The sequence below is a fragment of the Ancylobacter sp. TW_SC_1 genome (genome assembly GCF_056836805.1).
Genome location: NZ_CM166365.1, coordinates 3,128,411 through 3,146,596, shown reverse-complemented (window position 1 = coordinate 3,146,596; position 18,186 = coordinate 3,128,411). Strand labels below are relative to the sequence as shown.

Annotated in this window: 19 protein-coding genes; 15 read left to right on the top strand and 4 right to left on the bottom strand. The window is 67.1% G+C overall.

Annotated features, from left to right (window positions below; translation table 11 throughout):
* Positions 1-5 precede the first annotated feature (5 nt).
* The 3 genes from AC1PZ7_RS14675 (at position 6) to AC1PZ7_RS14665 (ending at position 2,147) form a co-directional block, all read left to right on the top strand.
* Positions 6-875, top strand: coding sequence for a 5-oxoprolinase subunit B family protein (locus AC1PZ7_RS14675; RefSeq protein ID WP_482355952.1), 870 nt, complete (start codon positions 6-8; stop codon positions 873-875).
* Entirely contained in the window at positions 868-1,860 is a 993-nt protein-coding gene (locus AC1PZ7_RS14670; protein ID WP_482355951.1) for a 5-oxoprolinase subunit C family protein, read from the top strand. Before AC1PZ7_RS14675 ends, AC1PZ7_RS14670 begins: the two co-directional genes overlap by 8 nt.
* 83 nt (positions 1,861-1,943) lie before the next feature.
* Positions 1,944-2,147, top strand: a complete 204-nt coding sequence (locus tag AC1PZ7_RS14665; RefSeq protein WP_482355950.1) for a hypothetical protein — start codon at positions 1,944-1,946, stop codon at positions 2,145-2,147.
* Positions 2,148-2,408: 261 nt separating this feature from the next.
* On the opposite strand, the gene AC1PZ7_RS14660 is transcribed toward AC1PZ7_RS14665, so the two are convergent.
* From AC1PZ7_RS14660 to AC1PZ7_RS14650, 3 genes are read right to left on the bottom strand one after another with little or no spacing between them, the layout of a single operon-like run.
* On the bottom strand, positions 2,409-3,197 hold the full coding sequence (locus AC1PZ7_RS14660; protein WP_482355949.1) for an SDR family oxidoreductase: 789 nt from the start codon (positions 3,195-3,197) through the stop codon (positions 2,409-2,411).
* A gap of 28 nt (positions 3,198-3,225) precedes the next feature.
* The gene (locus AC1PZ7_RS14655) at positions 3,226-4,425 is read right to left on the bottom strand and encodes a glutamine amidotransferase-related protein (protein WP_482355948.1); all 1,200 of its coding nucleotides are present in this window, start codon (positions 4,423-4,425) and stop codon (positions 3,226-3,228) included.
* Positions 4,426-4,429: 4 nt separating this feature from the next.
* A complete protein-coding gene (locus tag AC1PZ7_RS14650) occupies positions 4,430-5,302 on the bottom strand; it encodes a GntR family transcriptional regulator (protein WP_482355947.1) in 873 nt (290 codons plus the stop codon).
* Positions 5,303-5,636: 334 nt separating this feature from the next.
* Here AC1PZ7_RS14650 and AC1PZ7_RS14645 point away from each other — a divergent pair, with 334 nt between their 5' ends.
* From AC1PZ7_RS14645 to AC1PZ7_RS14615, 7 genes are read left to right on the top strand one after another with little or no spacing between them, the layout of a single operon-like run.
* On the top strand, positions 5,637-6,446 hold the full coding sequence (locus AC1PZ7_RS14645) for an ABC transporter substrate-binding protein (protein ID WP_482355946.1): 810 nt from the start codon (positions 5,637-5,639) through the stop codon (positions 6,444-6,446).
* Positions 6,447-6,504: 58 nt separating this feature from the next.
* Complete coding sequence (locus AC1PZ7_RS14640) at positions 6,505-7,233, top strand: amino acid ABC transporter permease (RefSeq protein WP_482355945.1); 729 nt, start codon at positions 6,505-6,507, stop codon at positions 7,231-7,233.
* Positions 7,223-7,984, top strand: coding sequence for an amino acid ABC transporter ATP-binding protein (locus tag AC1PZ7_RS14635; protein WP_482355944.1), 762 nt, complete (start codon positions 7,223-7,225; stop codon positions 7,982-7,984). The genes AC1PZ7_RS14640 and AC1PZ7_RS14635 overlap by 11 nt, the downstream gene beginning before the upstream one ends.
* A 12-nt stretch (positions 7,985-7,996) precedes the next feature.
* Positions 7,997-9,160 carry a M20 family metallopeptidase gene (locus AC1PZ7_RS14630; RefSeq protein ID WP_482355943.1) on the top strand — a complete coding sequence of 388 codons (1,164 nt, stop codon included), beginning with the start codon at positions 7,997-7,999 and terminating at the stop codon, positions 9,158-9,160.
* A 3-nt stretch (positions 9,161-9,163) separates the two neighbouring features.
* Positions 9,164-10,261, top strand: coding sequence for a mandelate racemase/muconate lactonizing enzyme family protein (locus AC1PZ7_RS14625; RefSeq protein ID WP_482355942.1), 1,098 nt, complete (start codon positions 9,164-9,166; stop codon positions 10,259-10,261).
* A 1-nt stretch (position 10,262) separates the two neighbouring features.
* Positions 10,263-11,438, top strand: coding sequence for a M24 family metallopeptidase (locus AC1PZ7_RS14620; RefSeq protein WP_482355941.1), 1,176 nt, complete (start codon positions 10,263-10,265; stop codon positions 11,436-11,438).
* 59 nt (positions 11,439-11,497) lie between these two features.
* A complete protein-coding gene (locus tag AC1PZ7_RS14615; RefSeq protein ID WP_482355940.1) occupies positions 11,498-12,427 on the top strand; it encodes a dihydrodipicolinate synthase family protein in 930 nt (309 codons plus the stop codon).
* 300 nt (positions 12,428-12,727) lie between these two features.
* Here the strand turns inward: AC1PZ7_RS14615 and AC1PZ7_RS14610 are convergent, their stop codons facing one another.
* A complete protein-coding gene (locus AC1PZ7_RS14610) occupies positions 12,728-13,468 on the bottom strand; it encodes a GntR family transcriptional regulator (protein WP_482355939.1) in 741 nt (246 codons plus the stop codon).
* A 217-nt stretch (positions 13,469-13,685) separates the two neighbouring features.
* Here AC1PZ7_RS14610 and AC1PZ7_RS14605 point away from each other — a divergent pair, with 217 nt between their 5' ends.
* From AC1PZ7_RS14605 to AC1PZ7_RS14585, 5 genes are all read left to right on the top strand, one after another.
* Positions 13,686-14,780 (top strand): ABC transporter substrate-binding protein, encoded by a 1,095-nt coding sequence (locus AC1PZ7_RS14605; protein WP_482355938.1) that lies wholly within the window; start codon positions 13,686-13,688, stop codon positions 14,778-14,780.
* A gap of 85 nt (positions 14,781-14,865) precedes the next feature.
* Positions 14,866-15,762: a branched-chain amino acid ABC transporter permease gene (locus AC1PZ7_RS14600; RefSeq protein ID WP_482355937.1), complete on the top strand. Its 897-nt coding sequence runs from the start codon at positions 14,866-14,868 to the stop codon at positions 15,760-15,762.
* Positions 15,755-16,645 carry a branched-chain amino acid ABC transporter permease gene (locus tag AC1PZ7_RS14595; RefSeq protein WP_482355936.1) on the top strand — a complete coding sequence of 297 codons (891 nt, stop codon included), beginning with the start codon at positions 15,755-15,757 and terminating at the stop codon, positions 16,643-16,645. Before AC1PZ7_RS14600 ends, AC1PZ7_RS14595 begins: the two co-directional genes overlap by 8 nt.
* Positions 16,638-17,405: an ABC transporter ATP-binding protein gene (locus tag AC1PZ7_RS14590; protein ID WP_482355935.1), complete on the top strand. Its 768-nt coding sequence runs from the start codon at positions 16,638-16,640 to the stop codon at positions 17,403-17,405. The genes AC1PZ7_RS14595 and AC1PZ7_RS14590 overlap by 8 nt, the downstream gene beginning before the upstream one ends.
* Positions 17,402-18,166 carry an ABC transporter ATP-binding protein gene (locus AC1PZ7_RS14585; RefSeq protein WP_482355934.1) on the top strand — a complete coding sequence of 255 codons (765 nt, stop codon included), beginning with the start codon at positions 17,402-17,404 and terminating at the stop codon, positions 18,164-18,166. Before AC1PZ7_RS14590 ends, AC1PZ7_RS14585 begins: the two co-directional genes overlap by 4 nt.
* The last annotated feature ends 20 nt before the right edge of the window (positions 18,167-18,186 follow it).

The following is an 18,186-nucleotide window of genomic DNA, read 5'->3' as shown; positions in this document are numbered from 1 at the left end:
CCGGGATGCAGATGCGCTATTCATTCGGTGGCGACGAGCACATCTTCGTCGAGGTCGACGAGGAGATGTCGCTCGAGGCCTTCTTCAAAAGCCTTTCCATGACCAATGCGGTGCGCGAGAGCCGCATCGCCGGCGTCACCGAGATCTGTCCGGCCAACGCCTCGTTTCAGATCAAGTTCGACCCGGATATCATCGCCCCGCAGGACCTCATGGCCGCGCTGAAAAGCTTCGAGGCGGCGGCCGAGAGCGCCGAGAAGACCATCGAGACGCGCATCATCGAGATCCCGGTGCTCTATGACGATCCGTGGACCAACGAGACGCTGATGCGTTTCCGCGAACGCCATCAGGATCCGGATTCGACCGACCTGCAATATGCGGCGCGGGTGAACAACTATGCCGACGTCGCGAGCTTCATCGAAGCCCATGCCGCGGCGCCCTGGTTCGTCTCCATGGTCGGCTTCGTCGCCGGCCTGCCCTTCACCTACCAGTTGGTGGAGCGGGCCCGACAGATCGAGGTGCCGAAATATCTGCGCCCGCGCACCGACACGCCGCGCCTCACCATCGGCCATGGCGGCTGCTTCGGCTGCATCTATTCGGTGCGCGGCGCCGGCGGCTACCAGATGTTCGGCGTCACGCCGATGCCGATCTACGATCCCAGCGGACAGATCAGCTATCTCCAGGAACTGATGATCTTCCGTCCCGGCGACATCATCAAATTCCGCGCCATCGACCGCGCTGAATATGACGCCACCGTCGCGGCGATCGACGCGGGAACCTTCGAGCCGAAGATCGCGCCGGTGACCTTCTCGCTGGACGCCTTCACCGCCGATCCCGACGGCACCAACGCCAAGCTGCTGGAGGCCCTCAATGGCTGAGCGCTCCTTCGAGGTCGTCAAGCCCGGCCTCGCCACCACCGTGCAGGACCTCGGGCGGCCGGGCTATTATCATCTCGGCCTACCGCTCTCCGGCGCCATGGACCGCTTCGCGCTGATCGCCGCCAACCGGCTCGTCGGCAATCCCGACGGCGCGGCCGGACTGGAAGCGGTATTCCTTGGACCTGAGCTGCGCTTCAACGCCGACGCACTCATCGCGGTGACCGGTGCCGAATTGCCGCCCAGGCTTGACGGCATCGAGCAGCCGCTGTGGAGCGCTTTCGCCGTGAAGGCCGGGCAGGTGTTGTCCTTCGCCTTTCTGAGGGCCGGCGCGCGGGCCTATATCGCCATCAATGGCGGCATTGACGTGCCTGAGGTCCTCGGCTCGCGCTCGACCTATGCGCTGGGGGCGTTGGGCGGCTTCGAGGGCCGGGCTTTGAAGGCTGGCGACGTGGTGCCACTCGGCATGCCGGCCGGGCGCGGGCGCGAGGGCGCAACGTTTCCGGCCTCCTCACGCCGGCCGGTTCAGGTAGGCGGGATGGAGATCCGGGTGGTGCCGGGCCTCTATTGGCATCGCATAGCCGAAGATGCACAGGCCGGTTTCTTCGAGGACACCTGGAAGGTGGCACCGGAAGCGGACCGCATCGGCTATCGCTTCCGCTGCGGCAAAAAGCTGGACTTCGTACCGCGCGAACAGCCCTTCGGCGCCGGGTCCGACCCCTCCAACATTGTCGACAGCTGCTATCCCTATGGCTCGATCCAGGTTCCCGGCGGTACCGAGCCGATCGTGCTCCACCGCGACGCGGTGTCGGGCGGTGGTTATTTCATGATCGGCACGGTGATCTCGGCCGACATGGATCTGATCGGGCAATTGCAGCCGCACCAAGCCGTACGCTTCTCAGCGGTAACACTGGAGGAGGCGCTCAAGGCACGGGCGGTGGAGAGAGCGCGGATCGAAAAGCTGGAACCGTCGCTGCACTCTTCCTGAGATGCTCTCCGAATCTGGTCCAGCGGGGGCTGGAAAATTCCGGAGTTAGGGCTCACGCCGGCGGGGATGTCGGAGAGCCGTTCATGAGCTTGCGCCTGATGAGTCGCTCTGCCGCAGACTCACATGACACTTGTGGGCGCATCGATGGGGTTCGGCTGAGATACAAGTTCATTTTCGTGTCAATGATTGTTGAACAAAATCAATTACATATGAATACGATAAAAGCCTGGCGCGCCGATCAAGGTGAAACTGCGAACACGTATATCATTGAAATCGCTGCCGTTTAGGTGGCGTTGGAAAGCGGTCTCAAATCCCGGGGCCTCACTGCGCAGAGTTGAGCGCTGGTCGGCGAGACACCTTGGACGTCAGAGAATCTGATTGCCACGACCGTTACGATATCGCCCGCATTCGTGATCCTGTCGTGAGGAACCAGAAGCGAATGACCAAGGAACGCCTCGTCGAGGGGCCGGTACTTTGTCCCCCCTGTCGGTAAGCACCAAATCACCGCACGTCCCGCGTCATCGCCTCACGGGATAACGGCGGCCCGTTCAAACACTGCGGATGAAGCCACCATCGACGCGGATTTGCGCGCCGGTGACATAGCTGGCGCGGACACTGGCCAGGAACGCCACCACGTCGGCGAATTCCTGCGGGTCGCCATAGCGGCCCATCGGGATGGTTGCCCGCGAAGCGTGAGCTACCTCTTCAGGCGTTGACCCCGAGCGCTTGGCGGCGGTGGCGTCGAGTTCGTCCACCCGCGAGGTGTGGATGCGGCCCGGGAGCACGCAGTTGACCGTCACTCCATCCTTGGCGACCTCGCCGGCGATGGTCTTCGCCCAGCCGACGACGGCCGCGCGCAGCGCATTCGACAGGCCGAGATTCGGAATGGGCTGCACAACGCCGGAGGAGACGAGGTTGATCACCCGCCCGAAGCCCCGCGCTCGCATGCCCGGCAGCAGCGCGGCAGTAAGGGTGAAAAGCGCTCCCGCCATGGCCTCGAAGCTGCTGCTCCACTGCGCGGCATTGGCTTGCGCCACCGGACCGGGCGGCGGGCCGCCGGAATTGTTGACGAGCACGTCGATCGGCCAGGCGTCCGGTGCGGTGAGTTGGCCCAGCGCGGCCTCGACGCTGGCCCGATCGGCGAGGTCGATGGTCAGCGTTTCGGCTTGCCCGCCGGCATCGCGGACCGCCTCCGCCACGCTGTCCACCCGTGCCGCGTCACGGCCGCTGATGATGACCCGCGCACCCTCCGCCGCCAGTGTGCGGGCGATGGCCTCGCCAAGCCCCCGGCTGGAGCCAAGCACCAGTGCCGTGCGGCCGTTCAATCCGAGATCCATCGTCAGCTTATCCTTTGCGTCGTGAGTGTCATCGCGCCAGGGCTTTAAGGAAGCCGGCGAGCAGGGGGGGCGGCTGGCCGGGCCGGCTCGCAAGCTCCGGGTGGCCCTGCATGGCGAGGAAGAAGCGCAGCGCCGGCATCTCGATGGCGTCGGCATGCTCGTTCTCCGCCTGCCGCCCGGAGACGACGAGGCCGGCCTCCGCAAGGCGCGGTTCCAGCGCGGGATCGAGCACGAAACGGTGGTTGTAGGGCACATCGATGCACTCCGCTCCCGCCAGCACGGCGAGGCGGCTACCCGGCAGCAGGCGGCAGGGCAGCACGCCGAGCCGGTGCATGGGGCGGCCATGGGCGTCGTGCAGGCGCACGAAGGACTTGGTCTGCGCGTCCGGGTCGGCCTCGGCAAGGTTGATGTCGTTCAGCCCGCAGATTTCCTGCGCCACCGCCGTCGCCATAGTCTGAAGACCGAGGCACAGGCCGACGGTGGGCACATCGCGGCGGATGGCGACGCGCGCGGCGTCGATCTGGCCGCGCACCTGCTCCATGTCGGAGCCGCCGGGCAGCACCAGCCCGTCGACCTCGTCGAGCCGGCGCTCCCAGGTCTGTTCCTCGCGCGGATCGGCGAAGGATAGCGCGAGCCCGACGCCCAGCGCCTCGGCGGCATCACCAAGGGCGGCGATCGTCGCGGGATAGACCTCGCGCTGGTCCGCCTCGCTGCCCACCAATAGGACGCGCAGCGTGAGCTCTAGCGTGGGGGCGGCGGGCGCCTGCGCCGGCTGTGGCCGGCCATAGGCGTCGCGACGCCAGCGCCCGACGGGTTCGCCGCCCTGCGCCGGGCGCAGCACGAGTTCGTCGCCGTCCTCCGCAACCTCGAAAATCTCGACCGGCCGGCCGGCGCGCTCGGCGGTGACGAGGAGACGCGCGTGGGCCTCCTGCTGGGCGGGCAGCATCGGGTTGATCGGCACCACGACGGTGCCGGGCAACCGCACCACCGCGCCGCGGTCAACCGGGGCGGATAAGGGGTGGTCGGCGGCGCGTTCGGCCCAGAGGAGGCCGTTCGGCGCCAACTCGCCATGGGCGAGCACATGCAGCACGCAATCAAAGCGGCCATGACCGGCGCCGCCGGTTGTCAGCGTCACCAGCTCCGCGCCGCGCGCGGCGGCGTAAACGCCGGCGATGAGTCCGTCGAGCGCCGGCAGCGGGGTCGCATGTACAATGAGTATCAGGGTCATCGGCTCAGTCTCGCGCGGCCTTGCCGGCAAAAGAGGGCACCGCCTGGAAGGCGTTGCCGAGATGGGTGCGCATCGCCTCAGCCGCAGTGGCGGCGTCGCCGGCGGCGATAGCATCGAGGATGGCGCAATGCTCGCGGCACCAGTCGCGCACGCGGCGACGGTTCACATAGCCGCCGAATTCCAGCAGGCGCCGCAGCCGGTTCTGCTGCTGGATCGCCTGGAGCAGGAAGACGTTGCCGCTGAAGCCGGCGACGGTTTCATGAAAATACGCGTCGGTGTCGAACAGCAGACTCGCATCCACCGAGGCGATGCGGGGATGCGATTCCAGATAATGGTGCTGGATGCGCAGGCGCTCCACCGCGGTTGGGTCAGGCCGGAAGGTGGGCAGCAGCAGGCCTTGCGGCTCCAGTATGCGGCGGAAATCATAGCTGTTCTGCAGGGCGAGGCCGGTGTCGAGCGTGGGCAGGAAGGTCCAGCCCCGCCCGGCATTGCGCTCCAGCAGCCCGTCATCGACGAGGCGCGAGAGGGTGCGCTGGAGCAGGATGCGGTCGACATCGTAGCGCCGGGCGATCTCGGCCTGGGTGAAGGATGCCGGCAGCCGGTCGGCGAGGCGGTCATTGACGATGTCGGTGTAGAGGTCCTGATCGGCCGTCGAGGGCACCTCAAGGCTAAAGCGGTGCAACTCCTCCGGCGTTGCCTTCAGGAAGAAGCCCTTGTTGCTGCGCGCTTCCACGACACCATGCTCGGCGAGCAGTGCCAGCGCGGCACGCACCGGCGTGCGCGAGACCTGCAGCAGGTCGCCGAGCTGCTGTTCGCGCAGATGGTGGCCGGTCTCGAAACGACCGTCCCGGATGGTTTCGAGAATCTGGTTCGCCAAGCGAACCCGGTTCGGACTTGAACTGCGCGCCATCGAGCACCGCATTTGTATGAAGTACATCGTCTCATACAATATGATTGGACGTTTCGACAAGGCCGGGCGTGAGAGTGAGGACGGTACATTTCCATAAAATTGGCCGCGCCCACGCATAGCGGCGAACCGCGAAACCTAGTGAAATATGTATTTTAGGCAGAAAAGCTCATATTTTGTGCAGACTGAATCATGCCCAACGCTTGACAGAGTTGGCTCTTCATTTTTGTATAAATCGCATCATATTGTGCAATCCAGTGCCAACCAAAACCAAACTCTTCCAGATCACACACAGGGGATCCGCATGTTCCGCAAAGTGATTGCCGCCCTCGTCATCCCGCTCGGCCTGATGCACGCCGCCTCGGCCGCCGAGCTGCCCAAGACCGGCCTCGTCGAGGCCGGCGCGCTTACCTATGGCGTCGCCGCGACCTTCGCGCCGTTCGAGTTCCAGAAGGACGGCAAGCTCACCGGCTTCGACATCGACATGATCGACGCGCTCGCCAAGAAGCTGGGTGCCACCCCCAAGCCGATGAACATGGAATTTAACGGCTTGATCCCGGCGCTGCTGGGCACCCGGATCGATATCATCAACTCGGCGATGTACATGAACCCGGCCCGTGCCGAGCAGGTCGACTTCGTGCCCTACCTCAAGATCGGCAACATGGTGATGGTACAGGCGGGCAATCCCGCCAAGATCACCGGCCGCGATGACAGCCTGTGCGGCAAGAGCATCGCCGTCACCCTCGGTGCCATCGAGGAGGTCCAGGCCCGCGCCGATGCCAAGAACTGCGCGGACAAGGGTCTGGCGGCGGTGAAGGTGCTCACGTTCCCGACCGGCCAGGATTCCGCGCTGGCTCTCGGCCAGGCCCGCGCCGACGCCTACTACACCTCCACCCCCGGCGCGGCCGAAATCCTGCAGAAGCTGCCGGGAGCCTTTGAGACGGCCGGCGTCGAGTTCGAGTCCAACACCTCGATCGGCATGGCGACCCGCAAGGGCGACACCGCCATGCAGGAGGCCCTGAAGGCGGCGCTGAAGGAGATCGTCGCGGATGGCACCTATGCCGCGCTGATCAAAAAGTGGAGCCTGCCGGCTTCGGTGTCGATCTTCAACTAATCCTCGTGCCCGCCGCCGGGAGCGCTAACCGAAACGCTGGAACTAGGAGAAGACGCGCATGATGTCGTTCGATATCGTCCTCGACTACATCTTTTCGCCCGCCTTCTTCAACGGCGCGGTACTGACGCTGATCATCACCGTCACCGCGCTGTTCTTCGGCGTCCTCGCCGGCCTTGTCATCGCCCTGCTGCAGGAGACGCGGATGCGCCCCCTGCAGATCTTCACGCTGATCTACGTCTGGCTGTTCCGCGGCACGCCGGTGCTGTTCCAGATCATCTTCATCTACAACGTGCTGCCGACCTTCGGCATCCGTCTCTCGGCCTTCCTCAGCGCGGTGATCGCGCTGGCGCTGAACGAGGGCGCCTATATGGCGGAGATCCTGCGTTCGGGCCTCGATGCGGTGAAGAAGGGCCAGCGCACGGCCGGCCTCGCGCTCGGCCTGACCACCGGCCAGGTGATGCGCTGGATCGTGGTGCCGCAGGCCGCGCGCATCGTGCTCCCACCGATGGGAAACCAGATGATCGGCATGCTGAAGACCAGCGCGTTGGTCTCGGTGATCGCGGTGGAGGAACTGCTGCTCGTCGCCAACCAGACCGCCAGCGCCTCCTTCCGCTATCTCGAGGCGCTGACGGCGGCGGGCATCTATTACCTCGCGCTCACGACGATCTTCATGGTGCTGCAGGCGATGATGGAGCGCAGCCTCGACCCTAAGAAGCACCGTCGCCGCGAGAAGCGCCCGCTGGTCGACCGTCTGCTGCTGGCCACGGAGAGCGCCGATGTCCGCTGAGGCCCCCTTGCCACGTACCCCGCCGCTGCTCGAGATCATCGGCGTCGACAAATATTTCGGCAGCTTCCATGCGCTGAAAGGCTGCTCGCTGGACGTCGCCCGCGGCGAGACGGTGGTGCTGATCGGCCCCTCCGGCTCGGGCAAGTCGACGCTGCTGCGCTGCGTGAACCTGCTGGAACCGGCCGATGGCGGCGACATCTTCTTCGAGGGCGCGAACATCTCCCGCGACCTGAAGAGCGCCGCCCGCATCCGCCGCGACATCGGCATGGTGTTCCAGAATTTCGAGCTGTTCCAGCACCTCTCCGCCGCCGAGAACATCATGCTCGCGCCGATGAAGGTGCGCGGCCTGTCCCGCGCGGACGCGCACGACCTCGCGCTCGAGCTGCTCGGCAAGGTTCGCATCCCCGACAAGGCCGACGCCTTCCCCGACGAGCTGTCCGGTGGTCAGCAGCAGCGCGTCGCCATCGCCCGCGCCCTCGCGATGAAGCCGAAGCTGATGCTCTATGACGAGCCGACCTCGGCGCTCGACCCGGAGATGATCCGCGAAGTGCTGGACGTCATGGCCGATTTGTCGGCAGAGGGCATGACCAGCCTGGTGGTGACCCATGAGATGGGTTTCGCCCGCCGGGCCGCCGACAAGATCGTGTTCATGGAGAACGGACAGGTCGTCGAGACCGCGTCGAGCGAGGCGTTCTTCGGCGGCGCGGTCAATGAGCGCGCGCGCCACTTCCTCGATCAGATACTCCATTGACGAGTGCCCAGCATGTCCCTTGCCGTTGCCCCCGACGCCGCCCGCATGAGGCGCGAACTCGCCGATCTCGTCGCCATCCGCAGCGAGAACCCGCCGGGCCGCGAGATCGAGGTCGCGCAGTACATCCGCGCGTGCCTTGCCCCGCTCGGCTTCGAGATCGCGCTCGACGAGTACAAGCCCGGCCGGGTGAATGTGGAGGCCAAGCTGGCCAACGGCCCCGGCCCGGTATTCGCCTTCAACACCCATATGGATGTGGTGCCGGCGGGGGAGGGGTGGACCTCCGATCCCTTCGTGCTGCGCGAGGCCGATGGCCGGCTGTTCGGCCGCGGCGCCTGCGACTGCAAGGGTCCGCTCGCCGCCATGCTGGAGGCGGTGCGCCTTCTGGCGGCGGACCGCGCCAGTTGGTCCGGCATGCTGCTCGCCGTCTTCGTCGCGGATGAGGAGATAGCCAGCGAGGGCGCCAGGCTCTACGCCTCGCGCAAGCCGAAGATCGATTTCGCCGTCGTCGGCGAGCCAACCTCCAACACGGTCTATTCCGCCCATAAGGGCAGCCTGCGGCCGCTGGTGCGGGTACATGGCGTGCCGGCGCATTCCGGCTCGCCGCATCTGGGCGAGAACGCGGTCTATCGCGCCGGCGAACTGCTGGCGCTGGTCGCCGAGACGCATGAGACCGATGTGCGCCACCGCACCCATCCGCTGGTCGGCGGGGCGAGCCTCACGGTGACGCGCATCCAGGGCGGCCATGCCGACAATGTGCTACCCGGCGCCTGTGACCTGCTGCTCGACCGCCGGCTGGTGCCCGGCGAGGACGAGGCGGCGGTGAAGGCGGATATCGCCGCTCTGCTCGCCCGCGCCCATGAGCGCTTCGGCCTGCGCGCCGAGATACTCGACTGGAAGCCGACCACCGGTGGCGCCACCGAGACCGCGCCCGACCGGCCGATCGTGCAGGCGAGCCTTGCCGCCTGCCGTGCCCATGGCATCACGGATGCCGGTCCCTTCGGTTTCCAGGGCGCGTGCGATCTCGTGCATTTCCGCTCCACCGGGGCGGAAGGCGTGGTGATCGGCCCCGGTTCGCTTTCCGTCGCCCACAAGGCGGACGAGTTCGTGCCGGTGGACGAGTTCGAGCTGTCGGCGCTGATCTATCGCGATGTCGCCAAAGCCATGCTGAGCGCCTGAGCCATGCGGATCTCGCTCCATCGCGCGCTGCTGGCCTATGGCGGGGGGCTGGTGCTCCACACCGCCGCGTCGGGCCGTGTCGCCGGGCTCGACACGCTCTATCTGCGCCTCGACGACGGCGAGACGATCGCGGTGGGCGAGGTGCGCCTCAACATCGCCTATCTCAACGGCCTCGCCGCCGACGAGGTTCTGGCCGAGGCGGCGGCGCTGGTCGGGGTGCTGGATTTCAGCGCGGATGCCGCCGCGTTCCTCGCCGAGCCGCCGGCGGCGTTCCGCGCCGCCTCCGCGCCGGTGCGCATGCTGATCGACGGCGCCCTGCACGATCGCGCGGCCAAGCGGGTGGGCCTGCCGCTGGCCAGTTATCTTGGCGCGCCGGCGGCGGCCGGTCTCGCCCATGCCACCAACCAGACGCTGTTCGTCTCCACCGACAAGGTGTTCCTCGCCCAGGCCGAGGCTTATGTGGCGCGCGGTTTCCGCGATCTCAAGGTGCGCATCGGTGCCGGTGACATCGCCGAGGATTTGGGGCGCGTGGCGCTGCTGCGCGAACGCTTCGGCGCGGCGGTGAAGATCGCCGCCGATGCCAATGGCGCCTGGAGCGAGGAGGCGGCGCGCGCCAGCCTCGATGCGCTCGCGCCCTATGGCCTTGCCTATGTCGAGCAGCCGGTTCCCCCCGGCGACTGGGCCGCGCTCGACCGCCTCGCGCGGGTGAGTCCCATTGCGCTGATGCTCGATGAGAGCGTGAAGGGTCTCGACGACGTCGCCCGCATCGCCGAGGCTGGCAACGGGCTGATGGCGCATCTCAAGCTGGTCAAGTTCGGCGGCATCGCCCCGGCGATGGAGGCGGCGCGCCGCCTCGCCGCCGCCGGCGTGCGGTTCATGATCGGCCAGATGAACGAGGGCGGCCTCGCCACCGCCGCCGCGCTGCATGTGGCGCTGGCGACCGGGCCGCGCTTCGCCGAGCTCTATGGCGCCGACGGCCTTACCAACGATCCGGCCCCCGGCCTTTCCTATGCCAATGGCCGCGTCGCCGCCCCGGACGCACCCGGCCTCGGCCTGAATTTCGATGCGAACGCCACGCATCTCATCAAGGAGTTCTCGTGACATGACCGCCACTGCCAGTGTGGTTCAGGGACAGGAATCCGCCTTCCCCAAGGCCGAATATGACGCCCGTGTCGCCCGCGCGCGGCAGGGGCTCGTCGCCGCCGGCCTCGACGCCATGGTCGTCACCGGGCCGGAGAACATCTTCTATCTCACCGGCCAGCAGACGCCCGGCTACTACACCTTCCAGGCGCTGGTGCTGCCGGTGGAGGGCGATCCGGTCTTCGTCATCCGCCAGCTCGAATACTTCAACTTCATCGCCAACACCTTCATCGCCGATGCGGCGATCTATCAGGACACCGACAAGCCGGTGCGCTTCCTCGTCGCTCTCATCGAGGCGATGGGGCTGAAGGGCAAGCGCGTCGGCATCGACAAGCGCGGCTGGTTCCTGCCCATCGCCACCTATGAGGCGCTCGCCGCCGCCCTCGGCACGATGCACGACGCCGTCGGCGTGGTGGAGAAGCTGCGCATGGTGAAGTCGCCGCTGGAGGTGGACAAGCTCGCCCGCGCCGCGACCTATGTCGATGCGGGAATGAAGGCCGGCCTTGCCGCTGTAAAGCCCGGCAACACCGAGAACGACCTCGTCGCCGCCATGATGGGCGCGGCGATCGCCGCCGGCTCGGAATATATGGGCATGGAGCCGCTGGTCTCCTCCGGCCCGCGCTCGGGCGTGCCGCACGGCACCTGGAAGCGCCGGGTGATGCAGGCCGGCGATCCGGCCTTTCTGGAGATGGCGGGCTGCCACGACCGCTACCACGCCGCGCTGATGCGCTCGGCCTGGATCGGCACCCCGCCGGCCGAGGCGGTGGAGATGATGAACGTCTGCCAGGAAGCGCTGACTGTGGCGCTCGACGCGGTGAAGCCGGGCGAGGCCTGCGAGGTGCCGCATATCGCCTGCCAGAAGGTGATCGACGCCGCCGGCTACACCGACGCCTTCCGCAAGCGGCTGGGCTACAGCGTCGGCATCTCCTTCGCCCCGGACTGGGGCGAGGGCGGCATTCTCAGCCTCAATGCCGGGGTGAAGACCGAACTCGTGCCCGGCATGGCGTTCCACCTGCCGCCGGCGCTGCGCATCTATGGCCGCTTCACCGTGGGCGTCAGCGAAACCATCGTCGTGACGGAGACCGGCTGCCGTGTGCTCGGCTCGGTCGACCGCGCGCTTCTCCTGGTCGCGGCCTGAGCGCCGACGCCGAAGCTCTGTCGGCGCAGCTTGCCGCCGCATGCCTGAAAGGCTTTTCCATGAAAGACATCACTGAGAGCCGCGCGCGTCTCGCCGGCATCTTCAACATCACCGTCACGCCCTTCGCGGCGGACGGCTCCATCGACACCGCCGGCCTCGCCCGCTCCATGGAGCGGGTGATCGGGCTCGGCTATGACGGCATCCTCATCGGCGGCACCTATGGCGAGTTCCCCGTCATGACCACTGAGGAGCGCGCCGGGCTGTTCCGCACGGTGATGGACGTGGTCGGCGATCGCGTGCCGGTGATGCTGTGCTCGGCCGGCTCGGATGCGCGCACCGTGCGCGAGCTCACCCGGCTCGCCGGCGACCTCGGCGGCCTGCCGATGGTCACGCCGCCCTATGTCTCGGAAGTCACCGACGGCCAGATCGTGGCCTTCTTCAAGGACATGACGCCGCTGTCGAAGACCGGCATCCTCGTCTACAACGCGCCCGGCATCGGCATCACGCTGCAGCCGGACGTGATCGAGCAGCTCGCCGATATCGCGGGCGTGGTAGGCATCAAGCAGGGCGACCTGTCGGTGGCGCCGATCGACAGGATCGCCAATCGGCTGGGCGGGCGGATCAAGCTCTTCTGCGCCTCGGACCTCGCCTTCCTCGGCCCAATGATGGCCGGCTTCGACGGCATCTCCTCGACCAATTCCTGCGCGCTGCCGGAACTGATCCTCGCCACTTACCGGGCGCTGGAGGCGGGCGACGCGAGGACCGCCCGCGAGTTGCACCGGCTCTGGTACCCGTTCCGCGCGCTCGCCCGCAAGCACGGCCAGCCGCAGATGGTGAAGGCGGCAATGAACCTGCGCGGCTTCGACGGCGGCAGGGTTCGCGCGCCGCTACGCGATCTGCAGGGCGCGGCGCTCGACGAGGTCGCCGCGATGATGAGTGAGCTGGCTAGAGATCCGCGCACCAAGATCAAGATCATGACGGAAGCCTGACCGCATGACCCCGTTCGCTGCAGAGACAGGAGATTGACCGCTTGAGGTGATAGCGGGGCCAACCTAGAGAGATGACTCACCATGAAGTTTTCTTGCCCCACGCCAAGCCCCACACTGGAGCAGCGGCCGTAGGCCGCTGCTCGCTATGCTCGGATAATGCCCACGTTTCTTGATGGTATGAGCCGGATCGCCACAGTTCCGCTTCATCGTGGCGCCCGAGGATGCCGTCGAGCTGGGCGACCTGAAGCGCACAAAACCTATGCACGAAGGCGTGCTTGTCCGCCCAGTTCCTATATTCTATTACGCTGCATTGCCGAAAAAGATGCGTGCGAGGCCGCGTGTGGCCACCTCCACGGCATGCGCGGAACTCAAGGTGATATGCTGCTCGATGAGCCTGGCGCCACCCTCGGCGTCGCGCCGGCGCAGCGCCTCGATGATGCCGGCATGTTCCTGGTAACTCTTCGAGCGCTGCGGCAGGGTCTCGAGAGCGATGCGGCGGAAGAACCGGATGCGCGAGGAGATGGATTCGAGCGCCAGCGTCATCTGGGTGTTCTTGGACAACCACGTCAGCGCCATATGGAACGCCTCGTCGGCCAGAGCGATCTTGGCCCATGAGCCCTCTTCGTCGAGGTCATTGTGCCGCTCCCAGGCGGCGATGGTGGCCTCCAGATCGTCGTCCGAGGCACGCTGGCAGGCCAGCACGAAAGCCGCGCGCTCCACGGCCGCCCGCAGTTCGTAGAGCTCGCGCACCGAATCCGGGTTGATGTCGCGGGCGTAGAAACCCTTGTTGGGCACCGTCACCACGAAACCGTCGCGCTCCAGCCGGTTCAGCGCCGCGCGTACGGGGGTGCGGCTGACGGCGAGCTGGGCGGCGAGCTCGGCTTCGTTGATCTTCTGGCCGGGGCGGAACTGATACTCGATCGCCAGTTCCTTGATGATCGCATAGACGCGCTCGACGCTGTCAGCCGCGCGGCCACGGCGCTCGCCCGCGTCCGGTTCGGTGGTTTCGTTCGTCTCGCGATCCGATTTCCTGCGTGCCATCCGAGTCGCGCCTCCTCTCCCGCTTATAGGGGCTCCGGTCGGGATCGGAAACAGGCCGCACGGCCCGCATCCCGCCTCTTCCGCTGCCTTGCGCGGCCCCGGTGCCCATCGAATGGGCGCAGTATGCCCAAAATTTGAGATTGTGCATCCACATCTGAATTATAATGTGTACTCACTTTTGAATTCTGCAGAGACGGAGCCAGGGGAGCCAACGATCATGCGTATTTCAGCCTTGTTGAAAGTGGGTATGGTGGCCGCCGCGATCGCCTCTCCGGCGCAAGCGGATGTCACGATCGGCGCGGTGGTACCGCTCTCCGGCGCCAGCGCGACGCAGGGCGAGGACCAGCGCCGCGGCATCGAGCTGGCGGTGGAGGAAGTCAACGCCGCCGGCGGCGTGCTTGGCCAGCCGCTCAAGGTGATCGTGGAGGATTCCGGCGGACGGCCGCCTTCCGCGCTCGACGCCGCCAAGAAGCTGGTCGCCGTGGACAAGGTGCCGGTGGTGCTCGGCGAGTACTCCTCCGGCAACACCCTGCCGGTCGGCCAGTATCTGGTGCAGGAAGGCAAGCTGCATTTCAACATCGGCAGCTCCAGCAACAAGATCCGCCTGATCGGGCCGACCTCGTTCAGCGTGATCGGCCTCGAATCCGTCTCGTCCAAATTCTCCGCCGAGGACGCCGCCGCCCAGGGCTGGAAGAACGTGGTCATCGTCGGCCCCAACAATGCCTATGGCCACGGCATGGCCGAGGGCTTCAAGGAGGAGTTCGAGAAGCTCGGCGGCAAGGTCGTCTCGACGCTGCTCTATACCGAGGGCCAGACCAGCTATCGCCGGGAGCTGCAGCAGGCGGCCCAGTACAAGCCGGACGCCTTCATCTACTCGGCCTATGGCAAGGACGCCGCGCTCATCAACCGGGAAGCCTTCGAGCTGGGCGTCAGAAAGACCCCCTGGTACGCGATCTACTTCTCCATGTGCACCGGCGACAGCAAGCCCGAATATGTGGTCGGCCAGTACGGCATGGACCTGAACTTCATCGGCCCGGACGGCAAGTCCTACGAGGACGCCTACCGGAAGAAGTACGGCATGGACTTCAGGACCTCGTTCTCGGGCTATGGTTATGACGCGGTGAAGGTCTTCGCCGCCGCCGCCAACAAGGCGGGCAGCGCCGAGCCGGAGGCGGTGAAGGCGGCGCTGATCGAGATCGGCAAGGACTATCCCGGCGCCACCGGCACCATCACCTTCGATGCCGAGCGCCAGCGTGCCGAGCAGCCCTATCTGCGGCTGAAGAAGACCGAAGCCGGCATGGAAGTGCGCTGACCTGACCGCACTTCCGTCTTTCGCATCGCCCCGCGCGGCTCCGGCGTCGCGGGGCGCCCCCGCCGGCCGGATCGCAAGAAACCCCATGCTCGTCCAGCTCCTCATCGACATCGTGCTGCGCACCGGCGACATCGCTTTGGTCGCGGTCGCGCTGAGCGCCGGCTACTCGCTGGTGAAGTTCCCCAACATCGCGCTGGTCCAGTACGCGACGGTCGGGCCGTTCCTGGCCTATCTCTTCGCCGCCTGGGGCGCGCCCCTCGCCGCCGCCGTCCTGGCGGCCTGCCTGCTGGTCGGCGTCGTCGCCGTGCTGCTCAACATCGCGGTGTTCGACCGCCTGCTGAAATCAGGCTCGGCCATCGCCATGATCGGCTCGCTTGCGGTCGGCATGCTGTTCAATGCCGGGCTGCTGGTGACGACGGGGCCGGATTCGCGCCATTTCGACTTTCCAGTGCTGGCGCCGCTCGACATATTCGGCAGCCCGGTGACGCCGACGCAGATCGTCGCCGTCCTCATCTCGCTGGTCGCCTTCCTCCTGCTGGCGGCGCTGCTGTTCCTCACCGATATCGGCCGCTGCATGCGCGCCACGGCCGCCAATCCGGATCTGGCGCGGGCCACCGGCATCGACGCGCGCCTCGTCGTCCGCTTCATCATCTTCCTCTCGGGCATCCTCGCCGCGCTGGGAGGCATCGGAATCGCCGTCAAGGGCGAGCTGAACATCCTGCTCGGGCAGGACCTGCTGCTGCCGGTGTTCGCCGCCGCCATTCTCGGCGGCCTCGGCAACCCGATGGGCGCCATCTTCGGCGCCCTGCTGATCGCGACGGCGGAAACCCTCGCCGCCTCGCTCAACTTCGGACCGCTGCTGGGCCAGGCCTTCCTCTTCATTCCGACGAACTACATCACCGCCGCCTCCTTCCTGATCCTCGTGCTCGCTTTGCTGTTCCGCCCCCATGGCCTGTTCGTGAACGAGGTGAAGCGTGTCTGAGTTCGCTCTCCATGTCGCCACCATCGCCGCGCTCTATGCGATGCTGGCGCTCAGCCTGAACCTTCAGGCCGGCTTTGCCGGGCTGGTCAATTTCGGCCAGATCGCCCTGTTCGGCTGCGGCACCTATGGCGCGGCGCTCGCCTTCTCCCACGCGCTCGGCCCCGCCGCCGGCCTGCTGCTCGGCTTCGTGCTGGTGGCCGGGGTGGCGCTGTTCTTCGCCCGTCTCGGCCGTGATCTCGGCACCGACTACTGGGGCATCGCCACGCTGTCGATCGGCGAGATCCTGCGTACCATCGCCACCAACGAGATCGCACTCACCGGCGGCGCCCAGGGCATCGGCGGCATTCCGCCGTTGTTCGATGCGGGCTCGCGGCTTTCCGGCCGCCTCGTCCTGTTCGCCGTGGTGCTCGGCGCGCTGGCGGCGACGTGGATCGTCTTCCGCCGCCTCACCCAGAGCAAGTTCGGCCTGGCGCTGCGACTGCTGCGCGAGGAACCGCAGCTCGCCGCGGCCTTCGGCTACGATCTCGACGGCCTGCGCCGTCGCATCATGATCGCCGCGGCGGTCCCGGCGGCGCTCTCCGGCTTCCTCTTCGCCCACTACCTGACCTTCGTCGGCCCGGACCAGCTCCATGCCAGCGAGAGCTTCGTCATCTGGACCATGATCGTGGTCGGCGGCCTTGGCAGCCACAGCGGCGCCGTGGTCGGCGCGGTCGTCGTCCAGTGCCTGTTCGCGCTGGTGCCGTTCGCCAAGGACGCCTTCGGCCTTCCCTCCGAATTCGTCGCCGCGACGCGCCTGGCGCTGACCGGCGGCGGTCTGATCGCCTTTTTGCTGCTGCGTCCGCAGGGGCTGATCGCGGAAAGGATCGGAGGCGTGCGTGGCTGAAATCGTCCTCGACGCGCGCTCCTTGCGCAAATCCTTCGGCGCTCACACGGTGCTGGACGATATCGACCTTGCCGTCGAGGCCGGCAGCGTCGTCGGCCTGCTGGGGCCGAACGGCTCCGGCAAGAGCACGCTGCTCAACGTGCTCACCGGCTTCCTCGCCGCCGATGGCGGGCAGGTCACGTTTCGCGGGCGGCCGATCGGCGCGCTGGCTCCCTCGTCCATCGCGCGCCTGGGGCTGGCGCGGACCTTCCAGTTGCCGCGCATGCCGAGCCGGATGAGCGTGCGCGAGGTGCTGCTCTCGGCGGATCGCTCGCGCTCCGGCCTGTTCGACGCGCTCGTCGGCCGGCGTGCCGGCGCGGCCCGCACCGACGAGTTGCTGCAGGAGCTGAGGCTCGACCATGTCGCCGACCAGCCGGCGAGCGCGATTTCCGGCGGACAGAAGAAGCTGCTCTCCATCGCCGCCGCGCTGGCCGGCCGACCGGCGGTGCTGTGCCTCGACGAGCCCACCGCGGGCGTGCATCCCAGCCTGCGCGAGCACATCGTCGCCATGCTGAAGGACGCCAACCGCGAAGGCGTGACGCTGGTCGTCGTCGAGCACGACATGGGCTTCGTGCGCAGCCTCTGCCCGCGCTGCATCGTGCTCGACCGCGGCAAGCTGATCGCCGACTGCGCGCCGCGCGAGCTGGCCGGCCACCCGCGCGTGGTCGAAGCCTATCTCGGCCGCAAGGCGGCCCGACCCGTGGCCGAGGTGCCGGCATGAACGCGCCGCTCGCCCTGGCCGACCCGGCGCCGCGTCCGCTGGAAGGCATGATCGTCACGGAGGGCCTGCGCGCCGGCTATGGCGACGGGCCGGACATCCTGCACGGCATCGACCTCGCGGTGGCCTCGAGCGAGATCGTCACCATCCTCGGCCCGAACGGCTGCGGGAAGTCGACGTTGCTCAAGACCATCGGCGGCTTCGTGCGCCCGCGCGCGGGCCGGGTGCTGATCGACGCGCGCGATGCCACCGCCGTGCCCGCCCATCAGCGCGTGCGCGAGCATCATGTCGGCTTCGTGCCGCAGACCGACAATGTGTTCGCCACGCTGAGCGTCGCCGAGAACATCCTGCTCGGCACCCGCTTTCTGGTGGCGAGCCAACGCCGCGAGCGCTTCGCGCAGATCATGGAGAATTATCCCTCTCTCGCGGCGAAGAAGGACCGGCGCGCCTCCGCGCTGTCCGGCGGCGAGCGGCAATTGCTGTCCATCGCCCGCGCGCTGATCGCCGATCCCGCAGTGCTGCTGCTGGACGAGCCCTCCGCCGGCCTGTCGCCGCTGATGATGGACGAGGTGTTCGACGAGATTGTGGGCATCCGCGACCGCACCGGCATGACCATACTGATGGTCGAGCAGAATGCCGTGCAGGCGCTCGCCGTCTCCGACCGCGCCTATGTGCTGGCCCTCGGCCGGGTCGCCATCGAGCAGCGGGCGTCGGAACTGCTGAACAATCCCGAACTCGCCGGGCTGTATCTCGGCGCGCATTGAGCAAGGGCAGATCGAGGACG

What these genes read in the sequence shown, in the direction of transcription:
- AC1PZ7_RS14675 (WP_482355952.1), top strand. Translation starts at nt 6, where the DNA reads ATGCAGATGCGCTATTCATTCGGTGGCGACGAGCACATCTTCGTCGAG.
- AC1PZ7_RS14670 (WP_482355951.1), top strand. Translation starts at nt 868, where the DNA reads ATGGCTGAGCGCTCCTTCGAGGTCGTCAAGCCCGGCCTCGCCACCACC.
- AC1PZ7_RS14665 (WP_482355950.1), top strand. Translation starts at nt 1,944, where the DNA reads ATGAGCTTGCGCCTGATGAGTCGCTCTGCCGCAGACTCACATGACACT.
- AC1PZ7_RS14660 (WP_482355949.1), bottom strand. Translation starts at nt 3,197, where the DNA reads ATGGATCTCGGATTGAACGGCCGCACGGCACTGGTGCTTGGCTCCAGC.
- AC1PZ7_RS14655 (WP_482355948.1), bottom strand. Translation starts at nt 4,425, where the DNA reads ATGACCCTGATACTCATTGTACATGCGACCCCGCTGCCGGCGCTCGAC.
- AC1PZ7_RS14645 (WP_482355946.1), top strand. Translation starts at nt 5,637, where the DNA reads ATGTTCCGCAAAGTGATTGCCGCCCTCGTCATCCCGCTCGGCCTGATG.
- AC1PZ7_RS14640 (WP_482355945.1), top strand. Translation starts at nt 6,505, where the DNA reads ATGATGTCGTTCGATATCGTCCTCGACTACATCTTTTCGCCCGCCTTC.
- AC1PZ7_RS14635 (WP_482355944.1), top strand. Translation starts at nt 7,223, where the DNA reads ATGTCCGCTGAGGCCCCCTTGCCACGTACCCCGCCGCTGCTCGAGATC.
- AC1PZ7_RS14630 (WP_482355943.1), top strand. Translation starts at nt 7,997, where the DNA reads ATGTCCCTTGCCGTTGCCCCCGACGCCGCCCGCATGAGGCGCGAACTC.
- AC1PZ7_RS14625 (WP_482355942.1), top strand. Translation starts at nt 9,164, where the DNA reads ATGCGGATCTCGCTCCATCGCGCGCTGCTGGCCTATGGCGGGGGGCTG.
- AC1PZ7_RS14620 (WP_482355941.1), top strand. Translation starts at nt 10,263, where the DNA reads ATGACCGCCACTGCCAGTGTGGTTCAGGGACAGGAATCCGCCTTCCCC.
- AC1PZ7_RS14615 (WP_482355940.1), top strand. Translation starts at nt 11,498, where the DNA reads ATGAAAGACATCACTGAGAGCCGCGCGCGTCTCGCCGGCATCTTCAAC.
- AC1PZ7_RS14610 (WP_482355939.1), bottom strand. Translation starts at nt 13,468, where the DNA reads ATGGCACGCAGGAAATCGGATCGCGAGACGAACGAAACCACCGAACCG.
- AC1PZ7_RS14605 (WP_482355938.1), top strand. Translation starts at nt 13,686, where the DNA reads ATGCGTATTTCAGCCTTGTTGAAAGTGGGTATGGTGGCCGCCGCGATC.
- AC1PZ7_RS14600 (WP_482355937.1), top strand. Translation starts at nt 14,866, where the DNA reads ATGCTCGTCCAGCTCCTCATCGACATCGTGCTGCGCACCGGCGACATC.
- AC1PZ7_RS14585 (WP_482355934.1), top strand. Translation starts at nt 17,402, where the DNA reads ATGAACGCGCCGCTCGCCCTGGCCGACCCGGCGCCGCGTCCGCTGGAA.